Origin of the sequence: Serratia sp. CY84636 (assembly GCF_052166245.1) — a bacterium.
GTDB lineage: Bacteria > Pseudomonadota > Gammaproteobacteria > Enterobacterales > Enterobacteriaceae > Serratia > Serratia nevei.
On record NZ_JBJNOX010000002.1, the window covers coordinates 508007 to 532984 of the forward strand.

General features: G+C 59.1%; 27 protein-coding genes. 12 read left to right on the top strand and 15 right to left on the bottom strand.

Translation table 11 applies throughout. The annotated features are described in order from the left end of the window. Window positions 1–8: 8 nt before the first annotated feature. Entirely contained in the window at window positions 9–248 is a 240-nt protein-coding gene (locus ACJ8QI_RS06970) for a DUF1289 domain-containing protein (RefSeq protein ID WP_336843407.1), read from the top strand. A gap of 99 nt (window positions 249–347) precedes the next feature. Then, window positions 348–1244, top strand: coding sequence for an aldo/keto reductase (locus ACJ8QI_RS06975; protein ID WP_038874812.1), 897 nt, complete (start codon window positions 348–350; stop codon window positions 1242–1244). A 61-nt stretch (window positions 1245–1305) separates the two neighbouring features. Here ACJ8QI_RS06975 and ACJ8QI_RS06980 read toward each other — a convergent pair whose 3' ends face one another. Further along, complete coding sequence (locus tag ACJ8QI_RS06980; RefSeq protein WP_336843408.1) at window positions 1306–3150, bottom strand: polyurethane esterase; 1845 nt, start codon at window positions 3148–3150, stop codon at window positions 1306–1308. A 241-nt stretch (window positions 3151–3391) separates the two neighbouring features. Between ACJ8QI_RS06980 and sodC the strand changes: the two genes are divergently transcribed. Further along, a complete protein-coding gene (gene sodC / locus ACJ8QI_RS06985) occupies window positions 3392–3913 on the top strand; it encodes a superoxide dismutase [Cu-Zn] SodC (protein ID WP_442532260.1) in 522 nt (173 codons plus the stop codon). Here the strand turns inward: sodC and ACJ8QI_RS06990 are convergent, their stop codons facing one another. Genes ACJ8QI_RS06990 through ACJ8QI_RS07000 form a run of 3 tightly spaced genes read right to left on the bottom strand, consistent with a single transcriptional unit; the run spans window position 3914 to window position 7051 of the window. After that, the gene (locus tag ACJ8QI_RS06990) at window positions 3914–5944 is read right to left on the bottom strand and encodes an FUSC family protein (protein ID WP_442532261.1); all 2031 of its coding nucleotides are present in this window, start codon (window positions 5942–5944) and stop codon (window positions 3914–3916) included. It abuts the gene before it with no gap. A 3-nt stretch (window positions 5945–5947) separates the two neighbouring features. Next, on the bottom strand, window positions 5948–6811 hold the full coding sequence (locus ACJ8QI_RS06995) for an efflux RND transporter periplasmic adaptor subunit (protein ID WP_060440051.1): 864 nt from the start codon (window positions 6809–6811) through the stop codon (window positions 5948–5950). Window positions 6812–6814: 3 nt separating this feature from the next. Beyond that, window positions 6815–7051 carry a DUF1656 domain-containing protein gene (locus tag ACJ8QI_RS07000; protein ID WP_004931303.1) on the bottom strand — a complete coding sequence of 79 codons (237 nt, stop codon included), beginning with the start codon at window positions 7049–7051 and terminating at the stop codon, window positions 6815–6817. A gap of 180 nt (window positions 7052–7231) precedes the next feature. On the opposite strand from ACJ8QI_RS07000, the gene slyA reads away from it, so the two are divergent. Next, on the top strand, window positions 7232–7663 hold the full coding sequence (gene slyA, locus ACJ8QI_RS07005) for a transcriptional regulator SlyA (RefSeq protein ID WP_038874827.1): 432 nt from the start codon (window positions 7232–7234) through the stop codon (window positions 7661–7663). 92 nt (window positions 7664–7755) lie between these two features. Here the strand turns inward: slyA and ACJ8QI_RS07010 are convergent, their stop codons facing one another. Beyond that, window positions 7756–8220, bottom strand: coding sequence for a glycine zipper 2TM domain-containing protein (locus ACJ8QI_RS07010; RefSeq protein WP_025159710.1), 465 nt, complete (start codon window positions 8218–8220; stop codon window positions 7756–7758). 362 nt (window positions 8221–8582) lie between these two features. On the opposite strand from ACJ8QI_RS07010, the gene anmK reads away from it, so the two are divergent. The 4 genes from anmK to tyrS all read left to right on the top strand — a co-directional run bounded on the left by anmK (window position 8583) and on the right by tyrS (window position 12208). After that, a complete protein-coding gene (anmK, locus tag ACJ8QI_RS07015; protein ID WP_442532262.1) occupies window positions 8583–9704 on the top strand; it encodes an anhydro-N-acetylmuramic acid kinase in 1122 nt (373 codons plus the stop codon). Window positions 9705–9749: 45 nt separating this feature from the next. Next, complete coding sequence (locus ACJ8QI_RS07020) at window positions 9750–10052, top strand: MliC family protein (RefSeq protein ID WP_004931294.1); 303 nt, start codon at window positions 9750–9752, stop codon at window positions 10050–10052. Window positions 10053–10140: 88 nt separating this feature from the next. Then, window positions 10141–10794, top strand: coding sequence for a pyridoxamine 5'-phosphate oxidase (pdxH, locus tag ACJ8QI_RS07025; protein ID WP_336843414.1), 654 nt, complete (start codon window positions 10141–10143; stop codon window positions 10792–10794). 139 nt (window positions 10795–10933) lie between these two features. After that, window positions 10934–12208 (top strand): tyrosine--tRNA ligase, encoded by a 1275-nt coding sequence (tyrS, locus tag ACJ8QI_RS07030; RefSeq protein ID WP_025302669.1) that lies wholly within the window; start codon window positions 10934–10936, stop codon window positions 12206–12208. An 84-nt stretch (window positions 12209–12292) separates the two neighbouring features. Here tyrS and ACJ8QI_RS07035 read toward each other — a convergent pair whose 3' ends face one another. After that, entirely contained in the window at window positions 12293–15400 is a 3108-nt protein-coding gene (locus tag ACJ8QI_RS07035) for a DUF4214 domain-containing protein (protein WP_442532263.1), read from the bottom strand. 301 nt (window positions 15401–15701) lie between these two features. Here ACJ8QI_RS07035 and pdxY point away from each other — a divergent pair, with 301 nt between their 5' ends. Further along, the gene (gene pdxY, locus ACJ8QI_RS07040; protein WP_060419156.1) at window positions 15702–16562 is read left to right on the top strand and encodes a pyridoxal kinase PdxY; all 861 of its coding nucleotides are present in this window, start codon (window positions 15702–15704) and stop codon (window positions 16560–16562) included. 40 nt (window positions 16563–16602) lie between these two features. On the opposite strand, the gene gstA is transcribed toward pdxY, so the two are convergent. The 4 genes from gstA to ACJ8QI_RS07060 form a co-directional block, all read right to left on the bottom strand. Further along, window positions 16603–17208: a glutathione transferase GstA gene (gene gstA, locus ACJ8QI_RS07045; RefSeq protein ID WP_038874842.1), complete on the bottom strand. Its 606-nt coding sequence runs from the start codon at window positions 17206–17208 to the stop codon at window positions 16603–16605. A gap of 92 nt (window positions 17209–17300) precedes the next feature. Beyond that, window positions 17301–18185 carry a 4-hydroxy-tetrahydrodipicolinate synthase gene (gene dapA, locus ACJ8QI_RS07050; protein WP_049273328.1) on the bottom strand — a complete coding sequence of 295 codons (885 nt, stop codon included), beginning with the start codon at window positions 18183–18185 and terminating at the stop codon, window positions 17301–17303. A 361-nt stretch (window positions 18186–18546) separates the two neighbouring features. Continuing rightward, window positions 18547–18810 (bottom strand): DUF3811 domain-containing protein, encoded by a 264-nt coding sequence (locus ACJ8QI_RS07055; protein ID WP_004938373.1) that lies wholly within the window; start codon window positions 18808–18810, stop codon window positions 18547–18549. Between the two features lie 95 nt (window positions 18811–18905). Next, complete coding sequence (locus ACJ8QI_RS07060; protein ID WP_050596009.1) at window positions 18906–19601, bottom strand: HD domain-containing protein; 696 nt, start codon at window positions 19599–19601, stop codon at window positions 18906–18908. A 201-nt stretch (window positions 19602–19802) separates the two neighbouring features. On the opposite strand from ACJ8QI_RS07060, the gene ACJ8QI_RS07065 reads away from it, so the two are divergent. Next, a complete protein-coding gene (locus ACJ8QI_RS07065) occupies window positions 19803–20195 on the top strand; it encodes a nuclear transport factor 2 family protein (protein ID WP_004938379.1) in 393 nt (130 codons plus the stop codon). Here the strand turns inward: ACJ8QI_RS07065 and ACJ8QI_RS07070 are convergent. Then, a complete protein-coding gene (locus ACJ8QI_RS07070) occupies window positions 20192–20461 on the bottom strand; it encodes a hypothetical protein (RefSeq protein WP_004938382.1) in 270 nt (89 codons plus the stop codon). The two genes, ACJ8QI_RS07065 and ACJ8QI_RS07070, sit on opposite strands and share 4 nt — an antisense overlap. A 276-nt stretch (window positions 20462–20737) precedes the next feature. Here ACJ8QI_RS07070 and ACJ8QI_RS07075 point away from each other — a divergent pair, with 276 nt between their 5' ends. Beyond that, entirely contained in the window at window positions 20738–21118 is a 381-nt protein-coding gene (locus tag ACJ8QI_RS07075; RefSeq protein WP_038874851.1) for a nuclear transport factor 2 family protein, read from the top strand. Window positions 21119–21125: 7 nt separating this feature from the next. On the opposite strand, the gene ACJ8QI_RS07080 is transcribed toward ACJ8QI_RS07075, so the two are convergent. Continuing rightward, a complete protein-coding gene (locus ACJ8QI_RS07080) occupies window positions 21126–21506 on the bottom strand; it encodes a RidA family protein (RefSeq protein WP_038874872.1) in 381 nt (126 codons plus the stop codon). 182 nt (window positions 21507–21688) lie between these two features. Between ACJ8QI_RS07080 and ACJ8QI_RS07085 the strand changes: the two genes are divergently transcribed. Continuing rightward, complete coding sequence (locus ACJ8QI_RS07085) at window positions 21689–22543, top strand: aminoglycoside phosphotransferase family protein (protein ID WP_442532264.1); 855 nt, start codon at window positions 21689–21691, stop codon at window positions 22541–22543. Here ACJ8QI_RS07085 and ACJ8QI_RS07090 read toward each other — a convergent pair. The 3 genes from ACJ8QI_RS07090 to ACJ8QI_RS07100 all read right to left on the bottom strand — a co-directional run bounded on the left by ACJ8QI_RS07090 (window position 22508) and on the right by ACJ8QI_RS07100 (window position 24975). Further along, the gene (locus ACJ8QI_RS07090) at window positions 22508–23011 is read right to left on the bottom strand and encodes a cupin domain-containing protein (RefSeq protein WP_048233594.1); all 504 of its coding nucleotides are present in this window, start codon (window positions 23009–23011) and stop codon (window positions 22508–22510) included. The two genes, ACJ8QI_RS07085 and ACJ8QI_RS07090, sit on opposite strands and share 36 nt — an antisense overlap. Window positions 23012–23035: 24 nt before the next feature. After that, window positions 23036–23701, bottom strand: coding sequence for an O-methyltransferase (locus ACJ8QI_RS07095; protein WP_070914923.1), 666 nt, complete (start codon window positions 23699–23701; stop codon window positions 23036–23038). Window positions 23702–23787: 86 nt separating this feature from the next. Beyond that, window positions 23788–24975, bottom strand: a complete 1188-nt coding sequence (locus ACJ8QI_RS07100; protein ID WP_147840031.1) for a benzoate/H(+) symporter BenE family transporter — start codon at window positions 24973–24975, stop codon at window positions 23788–23790. Window positions 24976–24978 lie beyond the last annotated feature (3 nt).

A 24978-nucleotide genomic window follows, 5' to 3' on the forward strand; every position in this document is an offset into this window, starting at 1 on the left:
GAGGCCCCGTGGCGCAGCAGCTTGAATTTTTCGACATCCCCAGCCCGTGTCGCGGCATTTGTCAGGCCGACGACCGCGGATTCTGCCGTGGCTGCCTGCGCAGCCGCGAGGAGCGCTTCGGCTGGATGAGCATGAGCGACGTGCAGAAGCGCGAGGTGCTGCGCCTTTGCCGTCAACGCTTCCTGCGCCTGCAACGCGCCAATAAAGCGCCCGACGAGCCGCTGCCGGAACAGCCGTCGCTGTTTTAACCTTTCCTGATCTGCCGCACGTTCGTGTGGCTTACCGCTTCCCTGTGCCTCACCGGCTTGTGTATGCTGGCTGACAACTAATGTCATGAGGTTTTCGCAATGGTAGAACGTATACGTCTCGCGCCGCAGGGGCCTGAATTTTCCCGCATGATTTGCGGTTACTGGCGGTTGATGGAATGGGGCATGTCGCCGCAGCAGCTGCTGACGTTCATCGAACAGCATGTTGAACTGGGCGTCACCACCGCCGACCACGCGGATATCTACGGGGGTTACGCCTGCGAACAGGCGTTCGGCGACGCGCTGCGCCTGAAGCCGGCGCTGCGCCAGTCGCTGGAGCTGGTGACCAAGTGCGGCATCGCCACCACCGCCAAGCCCGGCAACCCGATCGGCCATTACATCACTGACCGTGACCATATCGTACAGAGCGCGGAACAATCGCTGCGCCATCTGCATACCGACTACCTCGATCTGCTGCTGATCCACCGGCCGGATCCGTTGATGGATGCCGACGACGTGGCTGAAGCCTTCGTCGCGCTGCATAAAAGCGGCAAGGTGCGCCATTTCGGCGTTTCCAACTTTACGCCCGCGCAGTTCCAGCTATTGCAGTCGCGCCTGCCGTTCACGCTGGCGACCAACCAGGTGGAGATCTCGCCGATTCACCAGCCGGCCATTCTCGACGGCACGCTCGACCAGTGCCAGCAACTGCGCATCAAGCCGATGGCCTGGTCCTGCCTGGGGGGCGGGCGCCTGTTCAACGACGCCGAGTTCCAGCCGCTGCGCGACGAGCTACAGCGGGTGGCGCAAGAGATCGGCGCCGATACCATTGAACAGGTGGTGTACGCCTGGGTGATGCGTCTGCCGTCGTCGCCGCTGCCGATTATTGGCTCCGGCAAGATTGAGCGGGTGCGCTCGGCGCTGAAGGCGCAGAAGCTGGTACTGAACCGCCAGCAGTGGTTCCGCATTCGCAAGGCGGCGCTGGGGTATGACGTGCCTTAAGGCGGAGCAAAAAAGAGGAAAGCCGGGCGGCGACAGCGCCCGGCTTTTTTTACGCCGATCCTTAGGCCAACACCACCTGATCGGTGTTGAAGTGATCGAGCGAGACGCCGATCAGCGTGACCTGGCTGTGGCCGAAGGCCAGCACCAGATCGTCGTTTTGCTGCGTGGCGTAGTCGCGGATATTTCCGCTGGCGCCTTCGGTGCCGATAAACACCAGCTTATCGGTGGCGTTGAAGCCATACAGTTGGTCGCGGCCAAAATCGCCGCTGAACAGGAAGGTATTGCCGTTGCCGACGCCCTTCAGGATGTCATCGCCGCTGCCGCCGACGAAGGTCAGGTTGCCGCCGGCATGGCCGATCAGCGTGTCGTTGCCGGCGTTGCCGAACAGCCAGGCGTCGTGGCTGCGAGCCTGCAGGACGTCATCGCCGTCGCCGCCGGTGGTGGCAGCGGCATAGGCTTTGAGGCCCGAATCCGATTTCAATCCGGCCGCGGTCACCTGATGATCCACCTCTTTGTTGAAAATCAACCAGGAGGTTTCTTTGCTGCGCAGGGTGCTGATGTCGTCCGCCAGCGTAATGCCGCCTTTGGCGTCGCGCAGGTAAAGCGTATTGCCATCGTAGGCGACCTCGGTGTTCTTCAGCGCCTGTTGGGTATCGAAGGTATTGTGGCCTTTGCCGCCGGCGATCAGGTTGTAGCCGCCGGCGTCGCGGAAGATATCGTCGCCGTCGCGGCCCTCGAGATAGTCGTTGCCTTTGCCGCCCTTGATCAAATCATTGCCGTCGCTGCCGATGATAAACGTCGGCCCGCTGTGCGTCTCCGCGTTGCGGTTCAGGTCTTCCACCCAGGTATTGCCGCGCGTCACGTTCGACAGGTTGGAGACGATGATGGTCGAGTCCTTGTCGGTCAGCGAATAAAACTCGGAGTTCAGCACCCGCATCAGCCCGTCCTGATAGAAGAACGGCAGGTGCGACAGCCAGGTCGGAATGTTGAGAATGGAAAACGGCAGCAGGTTCCAGGCGTCCGACGCGTAATGGTCGTTGAAGTTGACGATATTGTTGGTGGCGGAGGCGTGCGGCGCATCGTGGACGCCCAGTGACGGCAGGGTTAGCGAGGTGCCATCGAGCGCACGAAACACCGGATCGTTTTCGTAGCCGATGTTGATCACCTTGCCGCCGGCTTCGTACTGGGTCGGCGAGGCGAAGGCAACATAGTTGGATTGCGCGTAGAAGCCGCCCCAGTTGGCGTCGCTCTGCGCGGCCATGCTGTTGACCGCCAGCCCGCCGAGGCTGTGGCCGCTGACCACCACGTCCTCGCCGCTCAGCCCGTGCGCCTGCGCGAACTTCGCTACCTCGCCCAGCAGATTGCCGAAGGCGTTCAGCGCGTAGCCGTCAGCGTAGCCTTTCGGCCCGAAACCGGCCAGCAGATCGTTAATCACATCGCCAATGGTATCGCCGATCAGCGACTCGCGTGGGCCGCTGGTACCGCGAAATGAGATGCCAATGGCGGTGAGATTGCCTTCGCTGTCATATTTGCCCAGCACCTCGGCCTGAGCGGTGGTGTAACCGGCGGTCTCACCGTAGTAGGTGCCGCGTGCATCGGTTTTGCCGGCGTAACCCAGCTGCGCGGCGCTGATGACCGACCAGCCGGCATTGTTCACCGCCTCCTGCGCGGCCTGTTCTGAGTCGGGGTTCCAGGGAAGGCCGGGCAGGCCGCCCTGCGATTGGGTGCTGCCGATGAGCGCGGTGATCAGCGTCAGCGGCAGGCCCAGCCCGAAACCGGTCTGGTGGTAGCCTTCGTCGAAGCCGTTATCGATATTGTGGTAAGCGTAGGTAGAGATGGCCAAGGCGTCGGAAAACAGCGTTTTCGACGCGTTTTCGTCCAAATCCTTATAGCTAAAGATGCCCATATCAGTTCCTTATGAATTATGCCGCCTGGCCGGGGAGTGAACTCTCATGCGTCGGCGGTGGAAACAGGGAAACAACGTTAGCCGAACGACAGCTGGTCAGAGGACCAACATCGGTAGAAATAGTATTAGCCCTAAATATTAGGTGTGCGAATCAAATTGGCGAGATTGTGCGTTGGTTAACAGTGCCTGCGCCGGCTCTCCTATACTGAAAGCTCAGCAGAGACATTAAGGAGACTGATTGATGAAACGTTATTGGTATGCAGCACTTGGCCTGATGGCGTGTGGCGCGGCTCAGGCGGCGACAACCGACGTCGAGATGCACCTGGTGACCGGGCAGGGGATCGGTCAGGATATCGGCAAGGTGGTCATCAGCGAAACGCCGTATGGCTTGCTGTTCACGCCGAGCCTGAAAGCGTTGCCGGCCGGGGTTCATGGCTTCCACGTGCATGAAAAAGGCAGCTGTGAGCCGGGGATGAAGGACGGCAAAGCGGTGGCGGCGCTGGCGGCCGGCGGGCATTTTGATCCGCAAAAGACCGGGAAGCACCTCGGGCCGTATGCCGACGGGCATCTGGGCGACTTGCCTGCCATCTATGTGACCGCCGACGGCATGGCGAACGACCCGGTGTTGGCGCCGCGGCTGAAAAAAATCAGTGAAATTGAGGGCAAGGCACTGATGGTGCACGCCGGCGGCGATAACCACTCGGATCACCCACTGCCGCTCGGCGGCGGCGGTGAGCGTTTCGCCTGCGGGGTGATCAAGTGATCACCCTCCGCTAACGGCCGGCGCGGTGGCGGGCTGGCCCATCGCCTGCTGCAACTGCTGCAGCGAGCAGTAGAGCCGCCAAATCAGACCGGCCAAATCGCGCGCCGCCTGTTCCGGGTGGTGCGCCAGCGCGTTGCTCATGCGCAGCAGCTCCTGCAGCGTGGCGTCAAGCGAACTGTGCTGCACGCCTTTCTCCGTCATGATACCGCGCAGGCAGTGGATGCAGACATCGCGCACCGCCGACAGCGGATCGGAACGGGTTTGCCAGTCGCGCAGCTGCCAGACGATATGGCTGCAGTTGAGCAGCACCACGCCCCAGCGCAGCAGCCAGGTGCGCGCTTCCTGATCCTGACTTTGATTGAGCTGGCTGATGCGATGGTAGATCAGCGATTCGAACTGGCTTTCGCTCTGCTGCGGCCTTTTGCTCAACTGATCGATAAAATCGCGCCGCAGCGCGCGGATAATGCGGCGGCTTTTGCGTTTGTCCGAGCTGGGGCGCAGGATCTGAAACGCCAGCCCGGCCAGCAGCACGCCGACGACTTTAGCGATGTTGTCATTGATGAAGGACTGGTAGTCATAGCTCGGCGGGTTGCTGACGGTCAGGAACGACCCCATAAAGACGATCAGCTGCCCCCAAAGCGCGGCATAAGGCGGATTCTGCAGCTTGAGCATTTGCATGGTCACCAGGATCGGAAACAGGAAGGCGCAGAACACCCAGAAGTCGTCAATCTGGATCATCAAACCGAATTTTACTACGAAGCAGACGACCGAGAGCAGCAGCACCGCCTTGAGCAAGGTGCTGACGCTGTTGATCGGTGAAGGCGTCGAGGAGTAGAGCACGCAGCTGATGGCGGTGAGCGTCAGCGCCGCGCTGCCGGCGTCCCACTGCGTGTTGATCCAATAGGCGCAGCCGATCACGATGCACAAAAAGGTGCGCAGGCCGTTGTAGGCGGCTTCGTAGCTGTCGGTATGACGTGCCAGCGAGGTGACGCGCGGCGGCTGGAGGTCGCTGACCGCCGTGGCGCTCTCCAGCCGCTGCAGCCAGCGGTTGCAGCGCAGGTAAAGCCAGCAGAAATGGCGCAGGCGCAGCCAGAAGGCGCGATGGCGGTAGTCCGTAGGCTCTTGCGGCGCGATCTGCTGAAGCAGGCACGCCAAACGGTATTTGTCGGTGGCGGGATCGCGCAGCTCGTCCAGCAGTTGCGTCAGCACCGGCATCAGATTGGCGGGGCGATCCGGCCAGTTCAGCAGCATGCGGCGCAGGCTGGAGATAACGCTGGTAATGCGCAGCTGCTGGTGCAGCAGATAGTTGAGCAGGTTATTTTGCCGCCGCAGCCGGTAGTGGCTCCAGAACGCCTGAATACGCAGCAGGTTCAAGGTCAGGATCTGGCCGATGACCCCTTCGTGCGAGGTGCGCATCTGGGCGGTGATCTCCGGCTGCCACAGCATGGCGGCGTGCTCCAACAGGCGTAGCTGCATGCGCCGCAGCGAAGTCAGCAGCGCTTCGCCGTCGGAGGTACTGGGCAGGATCATCATCATCAATCCGCCGCACAGAATGCCGGTGATCACTTCGCAAACCCGCGCCTGCGCGATATCGAAAATCTGCTGGGTATCGGTGACGTTGACCGTGCCGAAGGCGATGATGGCGGCGGTATAGCCCGCCAGTGCGAACGCGTAAGAGACGTTGTTTTGGTAATGGTTGGAGATATAGGTGCACAGCCCGATCCACGCGGCGATGAAAAGCGTAAACAGCCAGGGATCGTTCAGACAGTGGCCGGCGATCGCCACCGACGCGGCGGCACCCATCAGGCTGCCGAAGATGCGGCCGATGCTTTTGCTGATCACGCCGCCGACGGTGGGGAAACTCACCACTGCGGCGGAGGTGAGCGCCCAAGAGGGCTCGTCGAGCTCGAGCACGAACGCTACCCACAGCGCGAGACACATCGCCAGCGAATTGCGCAGCGCATAGCGCCATTGGCCGCCGGTCGCCTTACCCCAGGGGGTGCGGCTCCACTCCAAAAAAGGCAGGTTCACACTTTAGTTCCGCTGATGAATCGAAATGGTGCAGGTGGTGCCGGCGACCAGCGTCAAATCGGCGGGCACGTTGAGCAATTTTATCCGTACCGGCACGCGCTGAGCCAAACGCACCCAGGGAACATTAGGCTTAACGTCCATTAATAGATCGTTGCTGCTGTCGACGCTCTGATCGTAAATGGCGCGGCCGATGCTCTCTACTTCCCCCTGCAGCGGCGTGTTGCCGTTATATAAAACGATGTCCGCTTTATTGCCTTCTTTTATATGCTTCAGCTTGGTTTCTTCGAAATAACCGAGTACATAAAACGAATGTACATCCACCAACGCCACCAGCGGCGTGCCGGCGTTGGCGTAGTTCCCGACCCGTGCCTGCAGATTGGTGATATAGCCGTCGGTTGGCGCGTAAATTTTGGTTTTGCTCAAATTCCATTTGGCCTGTTCCAGGTTGGCCAGGGCGGCTTTATAGGCGGCCTTCATTGCCTGAGCGGCTAAATTGGACGCGTCCAAATCTTCAGCGGAAATAACGTTACGCGGCAAACCGCGGCGGCGGGCGGCCTCGTGGTCTGCCTTGGCCAGATCGGATTGCGCTTTTGCCACCGCGGCCTCAGCATTGTCCAGCGCGATCTGGTAGGGCACCGGGTCGAGGGTAAAAATCAGACTTCCCGCAGGTACGAACTGATTGTCATTCGCGCTTATTTTCTCTAATCTTCCAGAGACTTCAGGGGTGATATTGACGAGTTCGGCGCGCACTTTTCCATCACGGGTCCATGGGGATTGCATATAATAATTCCAGAGCCACCAACCGGCGCAGACGGCAATGGCGCAGACGATCACCGTAGAGAAGTATTTTAATGTTTTATGCTGCATGGGTTACCAACTCGCTAAAATCCATAAGGAACCGCTGACGGTCAGAACGAAAATGGACAGGTCCATCAACATGGGGTGCCAGATTTCACCGGAATACATCCAGTCTCTCAGCAACTGATGAATCAGCAGCCATAAGACCAGTCCTAGTAAAAAAGCTTTAAATATAGGTGGAAAATAAAGCGATGCCCCCAGGACCAAATCGGGTAAGGGGGATGAGGTGTGTAACCATGATGTATTCACATTAACAATCCCTAAGGGTGAATATGTTGAATATTTGCATAACGATTAAACAATAGCGGCTAAAAATAGTGGCTATTTCCACAATATACATTATATACATTTGTGTTTTTAATGTGAGTTACCCAAAATAGTCTAAACTCTGGGAGGTAATGTTAGCATGCTAATTATAAGGAGGGGGAAGTGGAGTCAACATTAGGTTCAGATTTAGCACGATTAGTTCGTGTTTGGCGCGCGCTCATCGATCATCGGCTCAAGCCGTTGGAGCTGACCCAAACGCACTGGGTCACTTTGCACAATATCAATCGCTTGCCGCCGGAGCAGTCGCAAATCCAGCTGGCCAAGGCGATCGGTATCGAGCAACCATCACTGGTTCGCACGCTGGACCAACTGGAGGAGAAGGGGCTGATCACGCGCCACACCTGTGCCAACGATCGCCGCGCGAAGCGCATCAAGCTGACCGACGCGGCCGATCCGATCATCAGGGAAGTGGACAGTGTGATCACGTCGACACGCAGTGAGATTTTAAGCGGCATTACCGCCGACGAAGTGCATCTGTTGGTAGGGCTGATTGGCAAGTTAGAACAAAATATCACCGAACTGCAGAACAAATAATAATATTCTTATTTTCTACGATTACAGTTTCACAGCATCAGAAATAAAACCGGAGGCGATTGCCTCCGGTTTGCCGTTTGTCGCCGACTGACTTACAGCGGAGAGACGGTGATGGTGTCGCCCATGCGCGCCATGCGCACGCGCTGGCCTGGGCTGAACTTGGTGTCGCCCGCTTTCTGTACCACCACGATGTTCTCTTTCTGGTCGGTTTTGATTTCCAGCTCGTAGCCTGAGGTACGGCCGGCCACTTCACCGATGCTGTTGCCCGCCGCGCCGCCGGCGATGGCGCCCGCCGCGGTAGCCAGCGTACGGCCGGTGCCGCCGCCTACGGTGTTACCCAACAGGCCGCCAATCACTGCGCCGCCGATCATCCCCAAGGCGTTGGAGCCTTCGCCGCCCTGGATTTTAACCGGACGCACGGAAACCAGCGTCCCGTAGGTGACGTTCTGCACCTGCTTGGCCTGCGAGGACGAGTAGACATCGCCGGACATGGATTCATTGGCACAGCCGGCCAGCGTAACGGCGGCGACGGCAACGACGAGAAGACGCTTGATCATACAAAACTCCTGATGGTAGTAGTCCATAACCTGGCAATGCTCTCCAGGCAAGATTCAGTGAAAATGATAGACAAAGTATGGCTGAAAGTTGACACACCGCCATGCTCCATCGCTGCACGCAGCTTAACTTTTCTCTGTTCAACCAATAATAAACCGCGGTTTACCTTTATGACAGCCTTGGCGACATTCCGTTGCCTGTTATGGCACGGTTTAACACATTACATGTGCCACAGCGGCTCCGGGAGGCGGTGTCTGGCTCACGGCCTGTAAAAAAAGCATCATAATTCATGGCGTTAATCCGGCAATTCTGGTTTATTTGTCAGGATAAAATTTGCTTACCGCGCGGGTTAGAGGATGTTGCTATGAAGTCAGGCCGCTATATAGGCGTCATGTCCGGCACCAGTCTGGACGGAATCGATGTGGTATTGGCCGCGATCGACGATCGCATGGTGGCGCAGCAGGCCAGCTATAGCCATCCGATGCCGATGGCGCTGAAAAAAGAGATTCTGGGCATGTGCCAGGGGCAGCAGACCACGTTGGCGGCCGTCGGCCGGCTGGACGCTCAACTGGGCACGCTGTTCGGCGAGGCGGTGCTCGGCTTGCTGAAGCAAACCGGCATCGACGCTGAGCAGATCACCGCCATCGGTTGCCACGGCCAGACGGTGTGGCACGAACCGGAAGGCGACGCGCGTTTCTCGATGCAGTTCGGCGATAACAACCGCATCGCCGCGCTGACCAATATCACCACCGTCGGCGATTTCCGCCGGCGCGACATGGCCTACGGCGGGCAGGGCGCGCCGCTGGTGCCAGCGTTTCATCAGGCGTTGCTGGGGCATCCCGTCGAGAGGCGCATGGTGCTGAACGTCGGCGGCATCGCCAACCTTTCTCTGCTGTTGCCCGGTACGCCGGTGCGCGGTTTCGATACCGGGCCGGGCAACATGCTGATGGACGCCTGGGTGTGGCGCCACCGTGCGCAGCCTTACGATCAGGACGGCGGCTGGGCCATGCAGGGGCGGGTTTGTTTACCGCTGTTGCAGCAGATGCTGGCGGATCCTTACTTTGCGCTGCCGGCGCCGAAAAGCACCGGCCGCGAGTATTTCAATATCGCCTGGCTGGAGCGGCAGCTGGCCGGATTGCCGGCGATGGCGCCGGTCGACGTGCAGGCCACGCTCACGGAACTGACCGCCGTCAGCATAAGCGAACAGGTGCTGCTGGCCGGCGGGTGCGAGCGCCTGCTGGTGTGCGGCGGCGGGGCGCGCAACGTGCTGCTGATGGCGCGCCTGTCTGCGCTGCTGCCGGGGACGGAGGTCGGGCTGACCGACGATTTCGGCGTCAGCGGCGACGACATGGAGGCGCTGGCCTTCGCCTGGCTGGCGTTTCGCACGCTGTCCGGCCAGGCCGGCAACCTGCCTTCGGTGACCGGCGCCAGCCGTGAAACGGTGTTGGGTGGGATTTATCCGGTTTTGCCATTGGGGGCCCGTTAGCTCTGTTAGGATAGCCTGTGAAGGATTTTTCTAAGGAGCAACAGCATGAAAAAAGTCATTTTCGTCGCCGGCGCGCTGGCGCTGTCCGGCTGCAGCTACATCCTGCCGCAAAGCAGCCAGACGATGCACTACCAGTGCGGCACTACGCCGCTGACGGTGGCGCTCGACGGCAAGGCGAGCGAAGTCAGCCTGCTGATGGATGGCGAACAGCTGCATCTCAAGCAGGTGCTGGCGCTGACCGGTGCCAAATACAGCGACGGCAAATACACTTTTTGGTCGAAAGACCGTAACGCCTATCTTGAGCGCAACGGCAAGGTAGTCATGAGCGACTGCGTGTTGACGGAGTGACGGTCGGCGGCGGCGTCGGAGCGATTGAGTTCCTGGCGCCGCAGGCGCAGAATGTAACGACGGATTTTTCAGTTGGTCGATAACCCAGATGATTGAAAAGAATGAGTTTGATGTTGCGGACCTGCGCCGTGAATACACCCGAGGCGGCCTGCGCCGCAACGATCTGACCGCCAACCCACTCGAGCTGTTCGAGCGTTGGCTGAAACAGGCCTGCGAAGCCCGCCTGGCCGATCCTACCGCCATGTGCGTCGCGACCGTCGACGAACACGGCCAGCCTTATCAACGCATCGTGCTGCTCAAGCATTTCGATGAGCAGGGGCTGGTGTTCTACACCAACCTCGGCAGCCGCAAGGCGCAGCAGCTGGCGCACAACCCGCATATCAGCCTGCTGTTCCCCTGGCACATGCTCGATCGTCAGGTGATTTTCCTCGGCCAGGTGGAGCGTCTGTCGACCCTCGACGTGCTGAAGTATTTCAACAGTCGCCCGAAAGACAGCCAGATCGGCGCCTGGGTGTCGCAGCAATCGTCGCGCATTTCCGCGCGCGGCGTGCTGGAAAGCAAATTCCTCGAGCTGAAGCAGAAGTTCCAGCAGGGCGAGGTGCCGTTGCCGAGTTTCTGGGGCGGATTCCGCGTGAAATTCGACTCCGTCGAGTTCTGGCAGGGCGGCGCCCATCGCCTGCATGACCGTTTCCTGTATCAGCGGGACGGGAATGACTGGAAAATTGACCGACTGGCACCCTGAAGACGGAAAATCCCCTCTAAGCGCTGGTGCTGACGCCGCCGGCGCTTTATTCTATGCGCTACCCTGAATTTTTTATTTCGCCACTGGGCGAAAGGCCGTGTACCGGCAAAGGTGCATTCGTTTATACATGGAGTCATTGATGGCAAGCAGCAACTTGATTAAACAACTGCAAGAGCGGGGCCTCGTTGCCCAGGTTACGGATGAGGAAGCGTTAGCGGAGCGACTGGCGCAAGGGCCAATTGCACTGTATTGCGGTTTCGATCCGACCGCTGACAGCTTGCATTTGGGCCATCTGGTTCCTCTGTTGTGCCTGAAGCGCTTCCAGCTGGCCGGCCACAAGCCGGTCGCACTGGTGGGCGGCGCCACCGGCCTCATCGGCGATCCGAGCTTCAAAGCGGCGGAGCGCAAGCTGAACACCACCGATACGGTGAACGAGTGGGTCGAGAAGATCCGCAAGCAGGTTTCTCCGTTCCTCGATTTCGACTGCGGCAGCAACAGCGCCATCGCGGCCAACAACTACGACTGGTTCGGCGGCATGAACGTGCTGACCTTCCTGCGTGACATCGGCAAGCACTTCTCCGTCAACCAGATGATCAATAAGGAAGCGGTTAAGCAGCGCCTGAATCGCGACGACTCCGGCATCTCCTTCACCGAGTTTTCCTATAACCTGCTGCAGGGCTTCGATTTCTCCGAGCTGTACAACCGCCACCAGGTGGAGCTGCAGATCGGCGGTTCCGATCAGTGGGGCAACATCACCTCGGGTATCGATCTGACGCGTCGCCAGCACCAGAAGCAGGTGTTCGGTCTGACCGTGCCGTTGATCACCAAAGCAGACGGCACCAAGTTCGGCAAAACCGAAGGCGGCGCGGTCTGGCTGGCGCCGGAAAAAACCAGCCCGTACAAGTTCTACCAGTTCTGGATCAACACCGCCGATGCCGACGTCTACCGCTTCCTGAAGTTCTTCACCTTCATGAGCCTGGAAGACATCAACGCGCTGGAAGAAGAAGACAAGAACAGCGGCAAGGCGCCACGCGCCCAGTACGTGCTGGCGGAAGAAGTGACCGGCATGGTGCACGGTGCGGAAGGCCTGGCGGCCGCGAAGCGCATCACCCAGAGCCTGTTCTCCGGCGCGCTGCACGACATGACCGAAGCGGACTTCGCCCAGCTGGCGCAGGACGGCATGCCGACCATCAAACTGGATGGCGACGCCGATCTGCAGCAGGCGTTGGTGAATGCCGAACTGGTGCCGTCACGCGGCCAGGCGCGCACCATGATCGGTTCCAACGCGGTGACCATCAACGGCGAGAAGCAGTCCGATGCCGAATACCGCTTCAGCGATTCAGACCGTCTGTTCGGCCGCTACACGCTGCTGCGTCGCGGCAAGAAACACTACTGCCTGGTGGATTGGCAGTAATTTCCGCGCGATAGCGAGGGGTATAAAATAAAAAGCCCGGAGGTAATAACCTCTGGGCTTTTGTTATTTCAGCAAAGCAAGATCTTAGAACAGGGCCTCTGACGCCGCAATCGCGTGCGCGTTGCCGTTTATCGTTATGTCGGGTGCCTGATAGTGCAAGTTAGCCGCTATGTCGTAAACGTCCTTATTTCCCAATGAGAAAATGATGTCTTGATTGTCGAACTTCTGGTTATGATTGCTATCGACAATCACGTAGGCGTTGGCACCCAATTTTATCACTCCCACCTCTTGTAGTTGTCCGTCGCTGCTGCCGGAAGTGACTTTAGCCAGCGCCTGTGCAAAGACATCATGCGCCTGAGTATTCCCGCCAACCGATAGAGAACCGAAGAGCGTATTCAGATCGGCCATTTTGGTTACGCTTCCGTATACGGCGATGTTGCCCGTTTTCCCCGAGTTAAACACCCATTGCTGGCCGGCGTTACCTGCTGTGATGGTATCTGTTGACGAAAGCGCATTGATAGTGACCATGCTGTCGATGGAGCTATGTGCAAAATTGATTTTAGTGTCGTGTATAGACTCCCGTGCCATTTTCAAATCATTGAGCGTGGTATTGCCCATAACATTCAGCGTCTGGCTATTGGTGTACCCAATGTTGATTTGGTTACCCGCGAGTGAGCTGATAATGCCGTCGAATACGCTGTGATTACTGAGCGAGGAAAGCAGCTTGTAGAATTCACCTCCGCCACTGCCGCCTTTCTCCATGGTCAGATTAACCTCAATGCGGGGAATACCTTCGCCTAACGGATCGATAATGGGTTCAATGACAATGTTGTTGAGGCTATCGCCGAAATCCGCTTGTACGGTGACATTGAGTTTGCTGACTCCGCTAAGGTAAATCATTGAGAGATGACTGTCGGCACCTGACAGCGACACGGTATTTAACTGAGAGCCGCTGGAATATAACCGCAATTCTTCATGCGGTTGTTGGCCGGCGAAGTGGCTGACAAAGTTGAGCGTACCGGCATTGATATTCTCAATTGCCGCATTGCCAATATTCACCCCCCAGCGTACATAGTCAGTCGCAGCGGCCGTGTCGGGAGCCATTTCGAGGCTTAATTTGCTTTGGGCTCCCGCATTGCCTGTCACGGATAGGTAGGGCAAGTGATCCAGGGAAAGGTTGATGACGCGCACGTTATCAGCAAAGCCGGAGAGGGTGAAGCCATCGACACCGGTCCAACGTTGATTGTCGGGGCTCTTTTGCGCATGCGAATCCTGTTGCAGGTTAGTCACGGTGTACTGTGCATTGTGAACGCTGGCTGCTTGATAAATGACGCCGTAGTCGAAGACGTTTGCGCCCTCGGTGGCTACCCATTTCCCATCCAGATAAATATCCCCGGTTCCTCGGTACCCAGCGAGCTCGAGCAGGGGGAAGTAGAGGAATTGATTGACATTGCTCTGTATTTGGCCGCTGATACTGCCGTCGGCGGCGGTTGTCAGCAAAATATTCTTCACAATTAGATTGGCAGAGAGTATGCCGTCGGCAGCAACGCCGTTTTGAGCGGTGAAGCTGGCGCTGACTTTGTTGGTGCCATTATTGAGGCCGTTGCCGCCCCAGACTAGGTTAGCACCGCCATCGCCAAAATCGATATGGAGTTTGCCGGTGGCAATATGATAACTGTCCGTAATAACCACGGTGTCTTTCTCTGCGCCAAACACGATTTTGTCCTGGCTCTGGAACCAGGGCTTATCGTCAAGATTCACGCGTAAAGCGAATGACTTGTTTTTCAGGGTGGATAAAGTGACGTCGTTGGTTGGCATTCCTCCCTGCAATACCACTTCACGAAGATGGGGGGAATGATCAAAACTGACGCCAATCGGTGCATCGACGTTGAGGGATACGTTAACCAGAACGGCTAGCTCGGCGTTGCTTAAAACATGTTCGCTGCCGGTATTCACCGTCCCCGTCAAGGTGCCATCAGCGGTGATATTGAGCTCAGCCGTTGTTTTATAACCCAATGTTGAGGCGATAGTGGCGAGATAGTTTGCGACTAACGTCGGGTTGGGGGCATTGTTACTGTCGATAGGATACTCACCGTTGCGGAAGGCATCTAAAACCAGCGCGCTGGCCACATAATGGTCGTTGCCGGCCTTGAGCAGCAGAGCCCGCGACATGGATTCGCTGAGCGTCTCGTGGTATAGCGTCGCAAAGATTTTTTCATAATTGCCGGCGTCGCTGAATAAAGGTGATGTGGCGAGCATCTTCAGCAGCGCGCCCGCCGATTTTCCGCTGGCAAGGTATTTGCTGTAGGTATCGATAGCGGAGGCGGTCGCGGTTATGTTAGCGATCGTCAGATACATGGACATTACCGTTTCCACGTAGCGGGAGTCGGGCAATTCGCCAGGTGCATAGACATGCGTTGCGGTAAGGAAATTCTGTTTGGCATGTGCATGAAGCGTATCGCTGCGGATGTTTTCGATAAGGCGCATGATGACATCACCGCGAGTTTCCGAATGGTTGTTCAAACCGGTGACATAGTATTGAATGCTGCTCGTGTCAGCCTGAGTGCCAAAAGCTTCAAAATAGATTTTTTTTACAAAATCCTCATTGTTCAACGATTTCGTATCATGCTTTTCCGTGGCGATATAAGTAGCGAGACGAGCTGCAGTGAGGCTGCCATTTGCGAGGGCGCCGCTCCAATAATTGACGGCGGTTGCATTGATGGTGCTGCCGAGGAGGTAGTAAATGCCTTGCACATCGGCGGCTGCTGACGAATGCGTATCAAACTGTGTAGAACCGTTATAAAGCGTGGTGTTGATGATATGTTCTGCATATTGCTGCTGTAGGCTGCCGCTCTGAGCGCCGGAATAGGACCTGATATTTGTCGCGAGCTCTTGGGCTATCTGTCCTAACGATTTCCCCTCATTAACCTGAGCGGTCAATGTCATCAATGTGGCTTGAGATGGGGCGGTGCCGCTGATATTTTGATAGAGATATTTGAGTTGGGCATCGGTACTAAGGCCGTCGTATCGGCGGTGACCATCAGGTGAGTTGATAAAGATATTGGCTAACTCATCCAGCGTACACACACCTTTCTGCAGTTGGGTGGCATAGTAAGTTAAGGCGTTATCATCGGCTTTTTTTCCTAGCGTCGCGTAAAAAAGCAGGGCAACGTCTTTTTGTAAGTCCAGCATGTTCATTTTCCCCAAAGGTATGATCAAAGAAATATAGCTACACAAGTACAGACCAAAATCCCCTAAATTCAACATGCCCGATGAAAAAGTCATTGTGGCGAACGTGACGCCAAGTGCCGATAGCGGGCGATCTTTGCTTTTTCTGCAGGACGGCTTTCGCTACAATATGCCGCCGTCGAAAGCATAAAAATTCCTCTCATTTCTTGTTTTTAACAGCGCCGGCATGACGTTTTCGCGTTGTGCACCCATTTTCATTTCGCCGCGGGCTGATGCACACGGCATGGCGAGGTCAGTTGTTCCGATGAAAAACATTCTTTCTATCCAGTCGCACGTGGTGTTTGGTCACGCCGGCAACAGTGCGGCGGAGTTCCCGATGCGCCGCATGGGCGTCAACGTCTGGCCGCTAAACACGGTGCAGTTCTCCAACCATACGCAATACGGTCAGTGGACCGGCTGCGTCATGCCGGCCAGCCACCTGACCGAGATCGCGCAGGGCATCGCCAATATCGATCAGCTGAAATGCTGTGATGCGGTGTTGAGTGGCTATATCGGTTCGCCGGAGCAGGGTGACCATATTCTGGAGATCGTGCGTCAGGTTAAGCAGGCGAACCCGAATGCCTGGTATTTCTGCGATCCGGTGATGGGGCATCCGGAAAAGGGCTGCATCGTGGCGCCGGGCGTGGCCGAGTTTCACTGCCGCCAGGCGCTGCCGTGCAGCGACATGATGGCGCCGAACCTGCTGGAGTTGGAGATGCTGAGCCAGATGGCCGTCGCCGACGTGGCCGATGCGGTGCAGGCCGCCCGCGCGCTGATCGCCAAAGGGCCGCGGCTGGTGCTGGTCAAGCACCTGGCCCGCGCCGGCTATCACGCCGACTGTTTCGAAATGCTGCTGGTGACGGCGGACGAGGCCTGGCACATCAGCCGGCCGCTGGTGGACTTCGGCGCGCGTCAGCCGGTCGGCGTCGGCGATTTGACCAGCGGTCTGCTGCTGGTGGATCTGCTGAAGGGCGAGGCGCTGGATAAAGCGCTGGAGCACGTCACCGCCGCCGTGTATGAGGTGATGCTGACCACGCAGGAGATGGGCGAGTACGAACTGCAGGTGGTGGCGGCGCAGGATCGGATCGTGCAGCCGCGCAGCGAGTTCAAAGCGGTCAAACTGTAAGTGGCATTCGGCCCCGGCGACAGTCGCCGGGGCCCGATGTTTACTTCAATCCTTCGGCGTTCAGCGCCGCATCTACCGCCGGGCGCGCCGCAACGCGATCGAACCAGGCCGCCAGATGGGCGTGCTTGCGCACGTCGAACTGCAGGGCAAACGCCCAACGCAACACGGTGAACAGGTAGGCGTCAGCCACGCTGAAACGGCTTCCCAACAGGAAATGCTGCTTCGCCAGCACCGAATCCAGATAGCTGAACTGCTGCTCCAGCTTGGCGCGCGCGATGGTTTTATATTCCTCGGGCGTTTTCGGGTTGAACAGCGGGCTGAATCCTTTGTGCAGCTCGGTGGCGATGTAGTTCAGCCATTCGATCGCGTGGTAGCGCGACAGGGTGCCCGCCGCCGGGATCAGGTTGCGGTCCGGCACGCGATCCGCCAGGTATTGCACGATCGCCACGCCCTCGGTCAGCAGGCTGCCGTCATCCAGCTGCAGCGCCGGTACCTGTCCCTTGGGGTTGATGGTGAGGTAATCGGCGCCGCTCTCGGTTTTCTTCTGCGCCAGGTCGACCTTCTCCGCCGTAAAATCCAGCCCTGCCTCACGCAGCACGATATGCGGGGACAGCGAACAGGCGCCGGCTTTATAGAACAGTTTCATCGGAAGCTCCTTGTTGATGACGAATGACGGGCATGCTTAACCTCTCATCGTAGTCCCATAGCGCAAAAATTACAGCGGCTTAGCTAACAAATTTAACCGATGATCGCCTCGGCGGGCTGCAGCTGCGCCAGCGTTGCGGCGATCTGCTGCTGCAGCGCCTGCGGCGCCACCTGCATCGGCGAGCGCAGCTCGTTGGCGATAAGCCCCTGCTGGGCCAGCACCGTCTTGACCGGCGCCGGATTGGGGAAGCTGAACATCTGGTGGATCATCGGCAGCAGCTCATAGAAGTTGCTGCGCGCCGCGGCCAGATCGCCGGCGGCGACCTGCTGCGTCAGCTGAACGAAGCGTTCCGGGTGAACATGGGCCGCGGCGGAAATGGCGCCGGTGCCGCCGAGGCACAGCGTGGTGAGGATCAGATTGTCTTCCCCGGTCATCACATCGATCTCGCCGTCGGCGATCAGCGCCATGGTGGCGTCAGGGTTGCCGCCGCAGTCCTTGATGGCGGCGATGCGCGGGTGGCGTGCGAGCCGGCGCAGCGTGGCCAGCTCCATGGCGATGCCGGTGCGTTGCGGAATGTTGTACAGGATCACCGGCACGGTTGAGGCGTCGGCCAGCTGGGTGAAATAGTCGATCAGGCCGCATTGCGAAGGGCGGATGTAGTAAGGCGCCGGGATCAGCACGCCGGCGATATCGCGCAGCTGAATAGCCTGTTGCATTTGCAGCGTGGCGACCATGTTATTGCCGGACAGGCCCATCACCACCTGATGGGCGGGCGCCACGTCCAGCACGGCGTCGAGCACCGCCAGCTGTTCTTCTTTGCTCAGCGCGGCGGCTTCACCGGTGGAGCCGCAGACCACCAGACCCTCGATGCCGGCGTCGAGCAGGTGCCGCGCCAGGCGTTTCACCGCCGGCAGATCGACGGCATCGTGATTGAAAGGGGTAACCATCGCCACCCAAATACCCGAAAATGAGGCCATAAAATATTCCTTCTGTGTGACCGACAGAGAAGCCAGATGAGAAAATTGAAGGCGGGGCGTTGCGTGCCATCCAGTCAGCTCATCTGACGGGACAGCTCGCCCCGGTCAAATGAGCGTCTGTTTCTTCGATTTTACCGCCGCCAAACCGCCAATAGGCAACGCGGGCGTCATCAGAATGTCAGCGTTGCGTGGGTAGGCCATGGCGGTCTCGCGAAAAGGGGAAGTGGGGTGATAATGAATAGTCTTCATCAGGCTGTCAATTTACAACAGATTGATAACATTGTTATTCATGATTCGTCGGCGGGAATGAGTTTGGCTAATAAATAAAAATCCCCGCGGCGGCGGGGAGGGTTTGGCCGGCTCAGCGCGGCGGGCGGGAGCCGATGGTGGCGGACCAGCTGAAGGTGTCGCCGCTCGGCCGGTAGCGGTTGGCCTTGCGTTCTGCACGCTCCGCCTTGGCGAGCTTCGCTCTGGCGGCCATGATGCGCGCCACCACTTCATCCTTGACCTTGTGCTGTTCGGCGTTGGTCAGTGGCCGCCCATGGCTTTTGCGCGCCTTGTCCAGTTCGGTTTTCACTTCCCGCTGTTCGCTTTCCGTCATCTCTTTCAACGTCAACTTTTTCATCTGTGCCGCCCGTTCGGTGAAGTTGACTTACAGTTTAGCGGCGTTATGTGACCGAAAATGTTATGGGCATAACGAAAATACCCGGTAAGCCGGCATTACACCTCTTCCAGCAGATCGTCGACAAAGCGCCGCATGCGTTCGGTGCGCAGTTCGGCCATGTGCCGCCCGGCAGCGGTCTGGAAGCCATCTTGCAGTTTGAACAGCTTGGTTTCGAAGTGGTCCAGGCTGAAACGCTTGTCGTCATATTGACGATGCTCGGCCCGCGGATCGGCGGCGTCATACAGCGCGCTGCGCATGCGGCCGCCGATATAGAAGCAGCGCGCCACGCCGATAAGACCGATGGCGTCGAGGCGATCGGCATCCTGCAGGATCTTCGCCTCCAGCGTTTGCGGGGGGATGCCGGCGGAAAAACTGTGCGCTTCGATGGCGTGAGCCACCGCCGCGATATCCGCCGGTGCCCATTCCAGCCGGGTCAGCGTCAACGTGGCTTGCTCCGCCGCCATGCGCGAGGCCAGATGGCGCTGCGGCGAGTTTTTTTCCACCGCGACGGCGTCGTGCAGCAGCACCGCCGCGCAGAGAATGCGCCGGTCGCCACCTTCCAGCTTGCTGATTCGGCGGCAGTTCTTCCAGACCCGGTGCAGATGCGCGACGTCATGCGAACCGTCGTCCGACTCGAGGGTAAGCGGCAGCAACGTTTGCGCCAGCGCCTGGTAGGGTGAGAAAGGTTGTAACAGCTCTTGCGTCAGCGAAGGTAAAGACACGTTCAGCTCCTGTTGGGGGAAATCGGTCAATCAGCATAGCCGCGCCGGATGCCGGGAGAATGACAGTAAAACGGCTATTGTTTACTAAAGTGCAACCCACTATTGTCATAACTGCGGTTTTTGCAGCGAAACAAGCAACCTAGAATAGCCGCATTCCGCCGTCTCCGCTTGGTGAGAGCCTGTGTCCGCGGGGATGGCCGGAATATCCTCATCAGCCATTGGAGAAGAGACATGCCAACCCCTCTTGAGATAGTGCGCGCAACCTATGAAGGCAGTTCCGAAGAAAACGGCCGTAATCTGCTGGCGGCGCTGGCTCCCGATGCCGAGTGGACCGAAGCCGCCGGTTTCCCCTATGCCGGTACCTATATCGGCCCGGAAAATATCATCAAGAACGTGCATCAGCGTCTGGGCAGCGAATGGCAAGGCTACCGCGCCGATGTCGACCACTTTTACGACGCCGGCGACAATGTGATCGCGCAAGGTTTTTATCACGGCACCTACCGGGCCACCGGCAAATCCTTCAGCGCCTCTTTTGCGCATATTTATACGCTGCGCGCCGGCAAAATCGTGAAGTTCGTGCAGATTGTCGACAGCGCTAAAGTGCTGGAAGCGATGCAGCCTTAATCGCCGCTGCGCTTGCCGAATTTGCGGTCGAACTCGCGCCGGTAACCCCGGGCCTTGTTGCGATCGCGGATCCACAGATAGCCGCACACCAGCGCAACCGCTCCCGAGAAGGTGACGTTGCGCATATCCCGGTCATACCAAAACACCAGCAGCGCATCCAGCGCCGCAATCAGCGCGATCCATTTATACATATGGGATTGACGCCGCGTGGCGGCGTTGAGTCGCTTTAACTGTCTGGCTTCGTCCAACACCGGCTTTTGCTGCATAGCATTTCGTTATCATCAGGCTGTTCACGCTAAATTAACAGAATTTCCCTCACCGTCGCAAAGATTAACGCGCGGTGCCATGCGGTTTTCACCGCCCCTGGCGCGGCGCAGAAAATTTGTGCGCGGGTGCTTGAATTGTCCATTGGGCGTGGTAGGTTATTTATTCGCTATTTTTGGGTTTTTATTCAATTCTCGCCGTGTCATCAAGCTGCAGCACTGGGCGGTTAACGTGATGGGTTCGATACATGCGGCGGTTAACTTCGGCAGGAGGATGTGATGAACGATAAAACGGCACGCCCGCAGGATGTGGTTCAACAACAGCTTGACGCCTATAACGCCCGCGACATCGATGCCTTCATGGCCTGCTGGGCGGACGACGCGCAGTATTACGAGCATCCCGACACGCTGCTGGCCAGCGGTAAGGCGGCGATCCGCGAACGGCATCTGGTGCGTTTCCAGGAGCCGAGTCTGTACGGCGAACGGATAAAACGCATGGCGGTGGGGAACATGGTGGTCGATCAGGAAGTGGTGACGCGCAACTTCCCGCAGGGGCGCGGCAAAATGGATGTCATCGCCATCTACGAAGTGGAACAGGGGCAGATCGCCAAAGCCTGGTTCAAGATCGGCCCCTGCGTGCCGGATGAAGGCGCGCTCTAGCCGCGCATTATTGCAACGCCATCACCGCCTCTATCTCTACGCACACCTGCGGTGAGAACAACGCGCTGACCGCCACCAATGAACAGGCCGGCAGCGCGCCATCGAAATAGTCAAACAGCACCGGGCGCACGCCCGCCAGATCGGCAATGTCGGTCAGGAACACGCTGATTTTAATCAATGCCTTGAGATTCACGCCTTCGCTGGCGGCGATGGTCGCCAGCTGTTCGAGGATCTCCTGCGTCTGTTCCGGCGCGCTCAAGCCTTGCGCGTCGGTGGCGAAGGCCGTCAATCCCGACACGTACAGGCGATCGCCGTGGCGCACCGCATGCACATAGGGGCCGCCCGGCGTAGGCAACTGCGGATAATTCGTGCGTTTTAATGATGTCATGATCAAACCCCGCGCAAGACCGGTTAATAAAATCGACAAACTTGGTTAGGATACTGAGGAAACGGCGGCCAGACGCCGCACACCGATGATATCTGAGAGTATCATCCCTCTTTATTTTATACGTCGTCTCTCACGCGAATGTGACAGTGCGGCGCAGATCGGCCACAAGGACGCATGAGACGATGAACCCGCTTTTTACTCCCTACCTGCAACGCTGGCAACTGGAACAGGACGGCAAAGCCTTCGAAACCCACAGCAGCCTGCTGATGCCGGTGCGTTACCGGGGCGAGGCGGCTATGTTGAAGATCGCCCGCGAGCAGGAAGAGCGCTTCGGCGGCCAGCTGATGTGCTGGTGGCGCGGGGAAGGCGCCGCGCAGGTGCTGGCGTGGCACGACGACGGTATTCTGCTGGAGCGCGCGCAGGGTGAAGGTTCGTTGGCGCAGCTGGTGCGTGACGGCGACGATGAGCAGGCCACGCAGATCCTTTGTCGGGCGATCGCCGCCTTGCATGCGCCGCGTGCCGCGCCGTTGCCCGAGCTGATCCCGTTGCAGGAGTGGTTCAGCTCGCTATGGCCGGCGGCGCAGGCGCACGGCGGCATGCTGCGTCTCAGCGCCACGACGGCGGCGGAGCTGCTGAGCAGCCCGCGAGAAGAAAGCGTGCTGCACGGCGATATCCACCATGACAACGTGCTGGACTTCGGCGAACGCGGCTGGCTGGCGATCGATCCCAAGCGCTTGTACGGCGAACGGGGCTTCGATTACGCCAATATCTTCTGTAATCCCAACTACGGCATCGCCACCGACCCGGCCATTTTCCAGCGGCGCGTGGAACAGGTCTGTTGCTTGGCCGGGCTGGAGCGCCGGCGCTTGCTGCAATGGATCCTGGCCTGGTCGGGGCTCTCTGCCGCCTGGTTTATGGAAGACGGGCAGGCGGCGGATATCGACTTCCGTGTGGCCGAGCTGGCGGCGCGCGCATTGGATCTCCCGCTCCCGGACGGCGATTCAGGGTTCATCCTGCCAGTAATCGAGCGAGGTTGAAGGGCGCTGCAGGTAGCGTACCTGCTCGCCGTCTGCGCTGCGCGCCATCGCCTGGTATTTGCCGGAATCCGGGTACATCACCAGCTCCGGCTGCTCGCGCGTGCTGACGGACAGGTACTTCAGCGGCGCATCCGAGGTGTTGATGATCTGGTGTGGGTATTCCGGGCCCGGCGGAATGAAGATGACATCCCCGCTGACGATCGGCAGCATTTCTCCGGCCACCCGCAGCGTACCGCTGCCTTCCAGAATGATGAACATTTCCTCCTGAGCGTAGTGAAAATGGTAGGGGCAGGAACGCATGCCCGGCGCCACGCAATCGAAGGAAGCGCCCAGCTTGTCGGCGGCGGTGCCGGTGCCGAGGCGAGCGCCGACGCTGTCATACAGCGGCGGTCGCCGATCGTGTTGCTTATCTACCCGTTCGACATTGCGTATCAAGCGCTGAGCTAACAGCGCGGCTTTCTCAGTCATAGGCTTCCTTTGTGACGTTGTCACTTAAAAATTGACGATAGCCAGAGAAAATCCGTCCCAGCCCTTGCTGCCCACGGTTTGCAAGGCGGTGGCGGTCAAACGGGGTTCCTGCGCCATCATCGTGAAGAACTCGCGTACGCCTTGTACACGAGCGTCCGTACTGGCGGCGTCGGTGACTGCGCCATCGCGCACCACGTTGTCACCGATAATCACCGTGCCCGGGCGCGCGAGTTTAAGCGCCCAACGCAGGTAATCGGGGTTGCTGGGTTTGTCGGCGTCGATGAAGATGAGATCAAAGGGGGCCAGGGTGTGCAGCGTCGGCAGGTGAGTCATGGCGGGGCCGACGCGCAGCTCAACCAGGCCGTCGAGACCGGCGCGAGTGATATTCCGGCGGGCGATGGCGGCGTGGCTTTCATCCGCTTCCAGCGTGATCAATTTGCCATCCGCCGGTAGCGCGCGCGCCAGCCAGATGGTGCTGTAGCCGCCCAACGTGCCGATTTCTAAAATGCGTTTGGCGTTCACCATGCGGGCGAACAGCTGCAGCAGTTTGCCCTGATTCGGCGCCACATCATGCGCCGGCAGCCCGGCGGCGGCGTTGGTCGCCAGCGCCTGCAACAGGGCATCGTCTTGTTCTACCAGGCTGTCTACGATATAGCGATCGACCTGGGACCATTGTTCCTTTTCTTTCATGTGGGCCTCGTGCGGAAATCGCAGTGTGCCCATCCAGTGAAGGCGTCACCGCCGTGCTTGTCAATGCACGGCGTGCGGTTGGCATTTTATGCTGCCGTTCCTCGCCGCGGCAGCGACAGCAGCAGGTGGGCGATGGCGCCGCCGACAATGCCCCAGAAGGCCGAACCGATGCCGAGCAGCGTGACGCCGGAGGCGGTGATGAGGAAGGCGATCAGCGCCGCGTCGCGCTGCTTTTCATCATGCAGGGCGCGTTGCAGGCTGCCGCCGATGGTGCCGAGCAGCGCCAGCCCGGCGATGGTGTGGATCAGGGCGACCGGCAACGCGCTGAACAGCAGGCCGATGGCGCCGCCGAACAGCCCGGCCAGCAGGTAGAAACCGCCGGCGGCCACCGCGCCCATATAGCGCCGCTGCGGATCGGGATGCACGTCCGGCCCCATGCAGATGGCGGCGGTGATTGCGGCGATGCACACCGAGAAGCCGCCGAACGGCGCCAGCAGCAGCGCGGTGAGCGCCGTCCAGGCGATCAGCGGTGACGTAGGCACGCGGTAGCCCGCCGCCTGCAGCGTGGCGATGCCGGGGGCGTTCTGCGAAGCCATGGTCACCACGAAGAAGGGTACGCCGATGCCCAGCAGCGTCGGCCAGCTGAAGTGCGGCGCGATAAATTCCGGCATGGCGAACGCCGGCGCATGCTGCGTCAGCTGGATATTGCCCTGCAGCGCGGCGATCGCCAGCCCGGCCGCCAGTGTCAGCACGATGGCGTAGCGCGGTTGATAACGGCGGCTGAGCAGATAGGCCAGCCCCATGCCGGCGCTCAGAGGGAAATTGAGCTGCAGCGAAGCGAAGGCGTCCAGGCCGAAACGCAGCAGGATCCCCGCCAGCATCGCGGCGGAAATCGCCTGCGGAATGTAGTCCATCAGGCGGGCGAACAGCCCGGTGACGCCGCACAGCAGGATCAGACCGGAAGCGAAGATAAACACGCCGATCGCCTCGTTGATCGGCGTGCCGGGCAGGCTGGTGACCAGCAGCGCCGCACCGGGCGTCGACCAGGCGGTGAGGATCGGGGTACGGTAGTAAAGCGAGAGTCCGAGCGAGGTGACGCCCATCGCGAGCCCCAGCGCGCTCAGCCAACCGCCGATCTGCGCCGGCGTGGCGCCCGCGGCGGCGGCGGCCTGGAAAATGATCGCGGCGGAGCTGGTGTAACCCACCAGAACGGCGACAAAGCCGGCCATGATGGCGGGCAGGGTCAGATGGCGCAGGGAGAGGGCTGGGCGCATGAG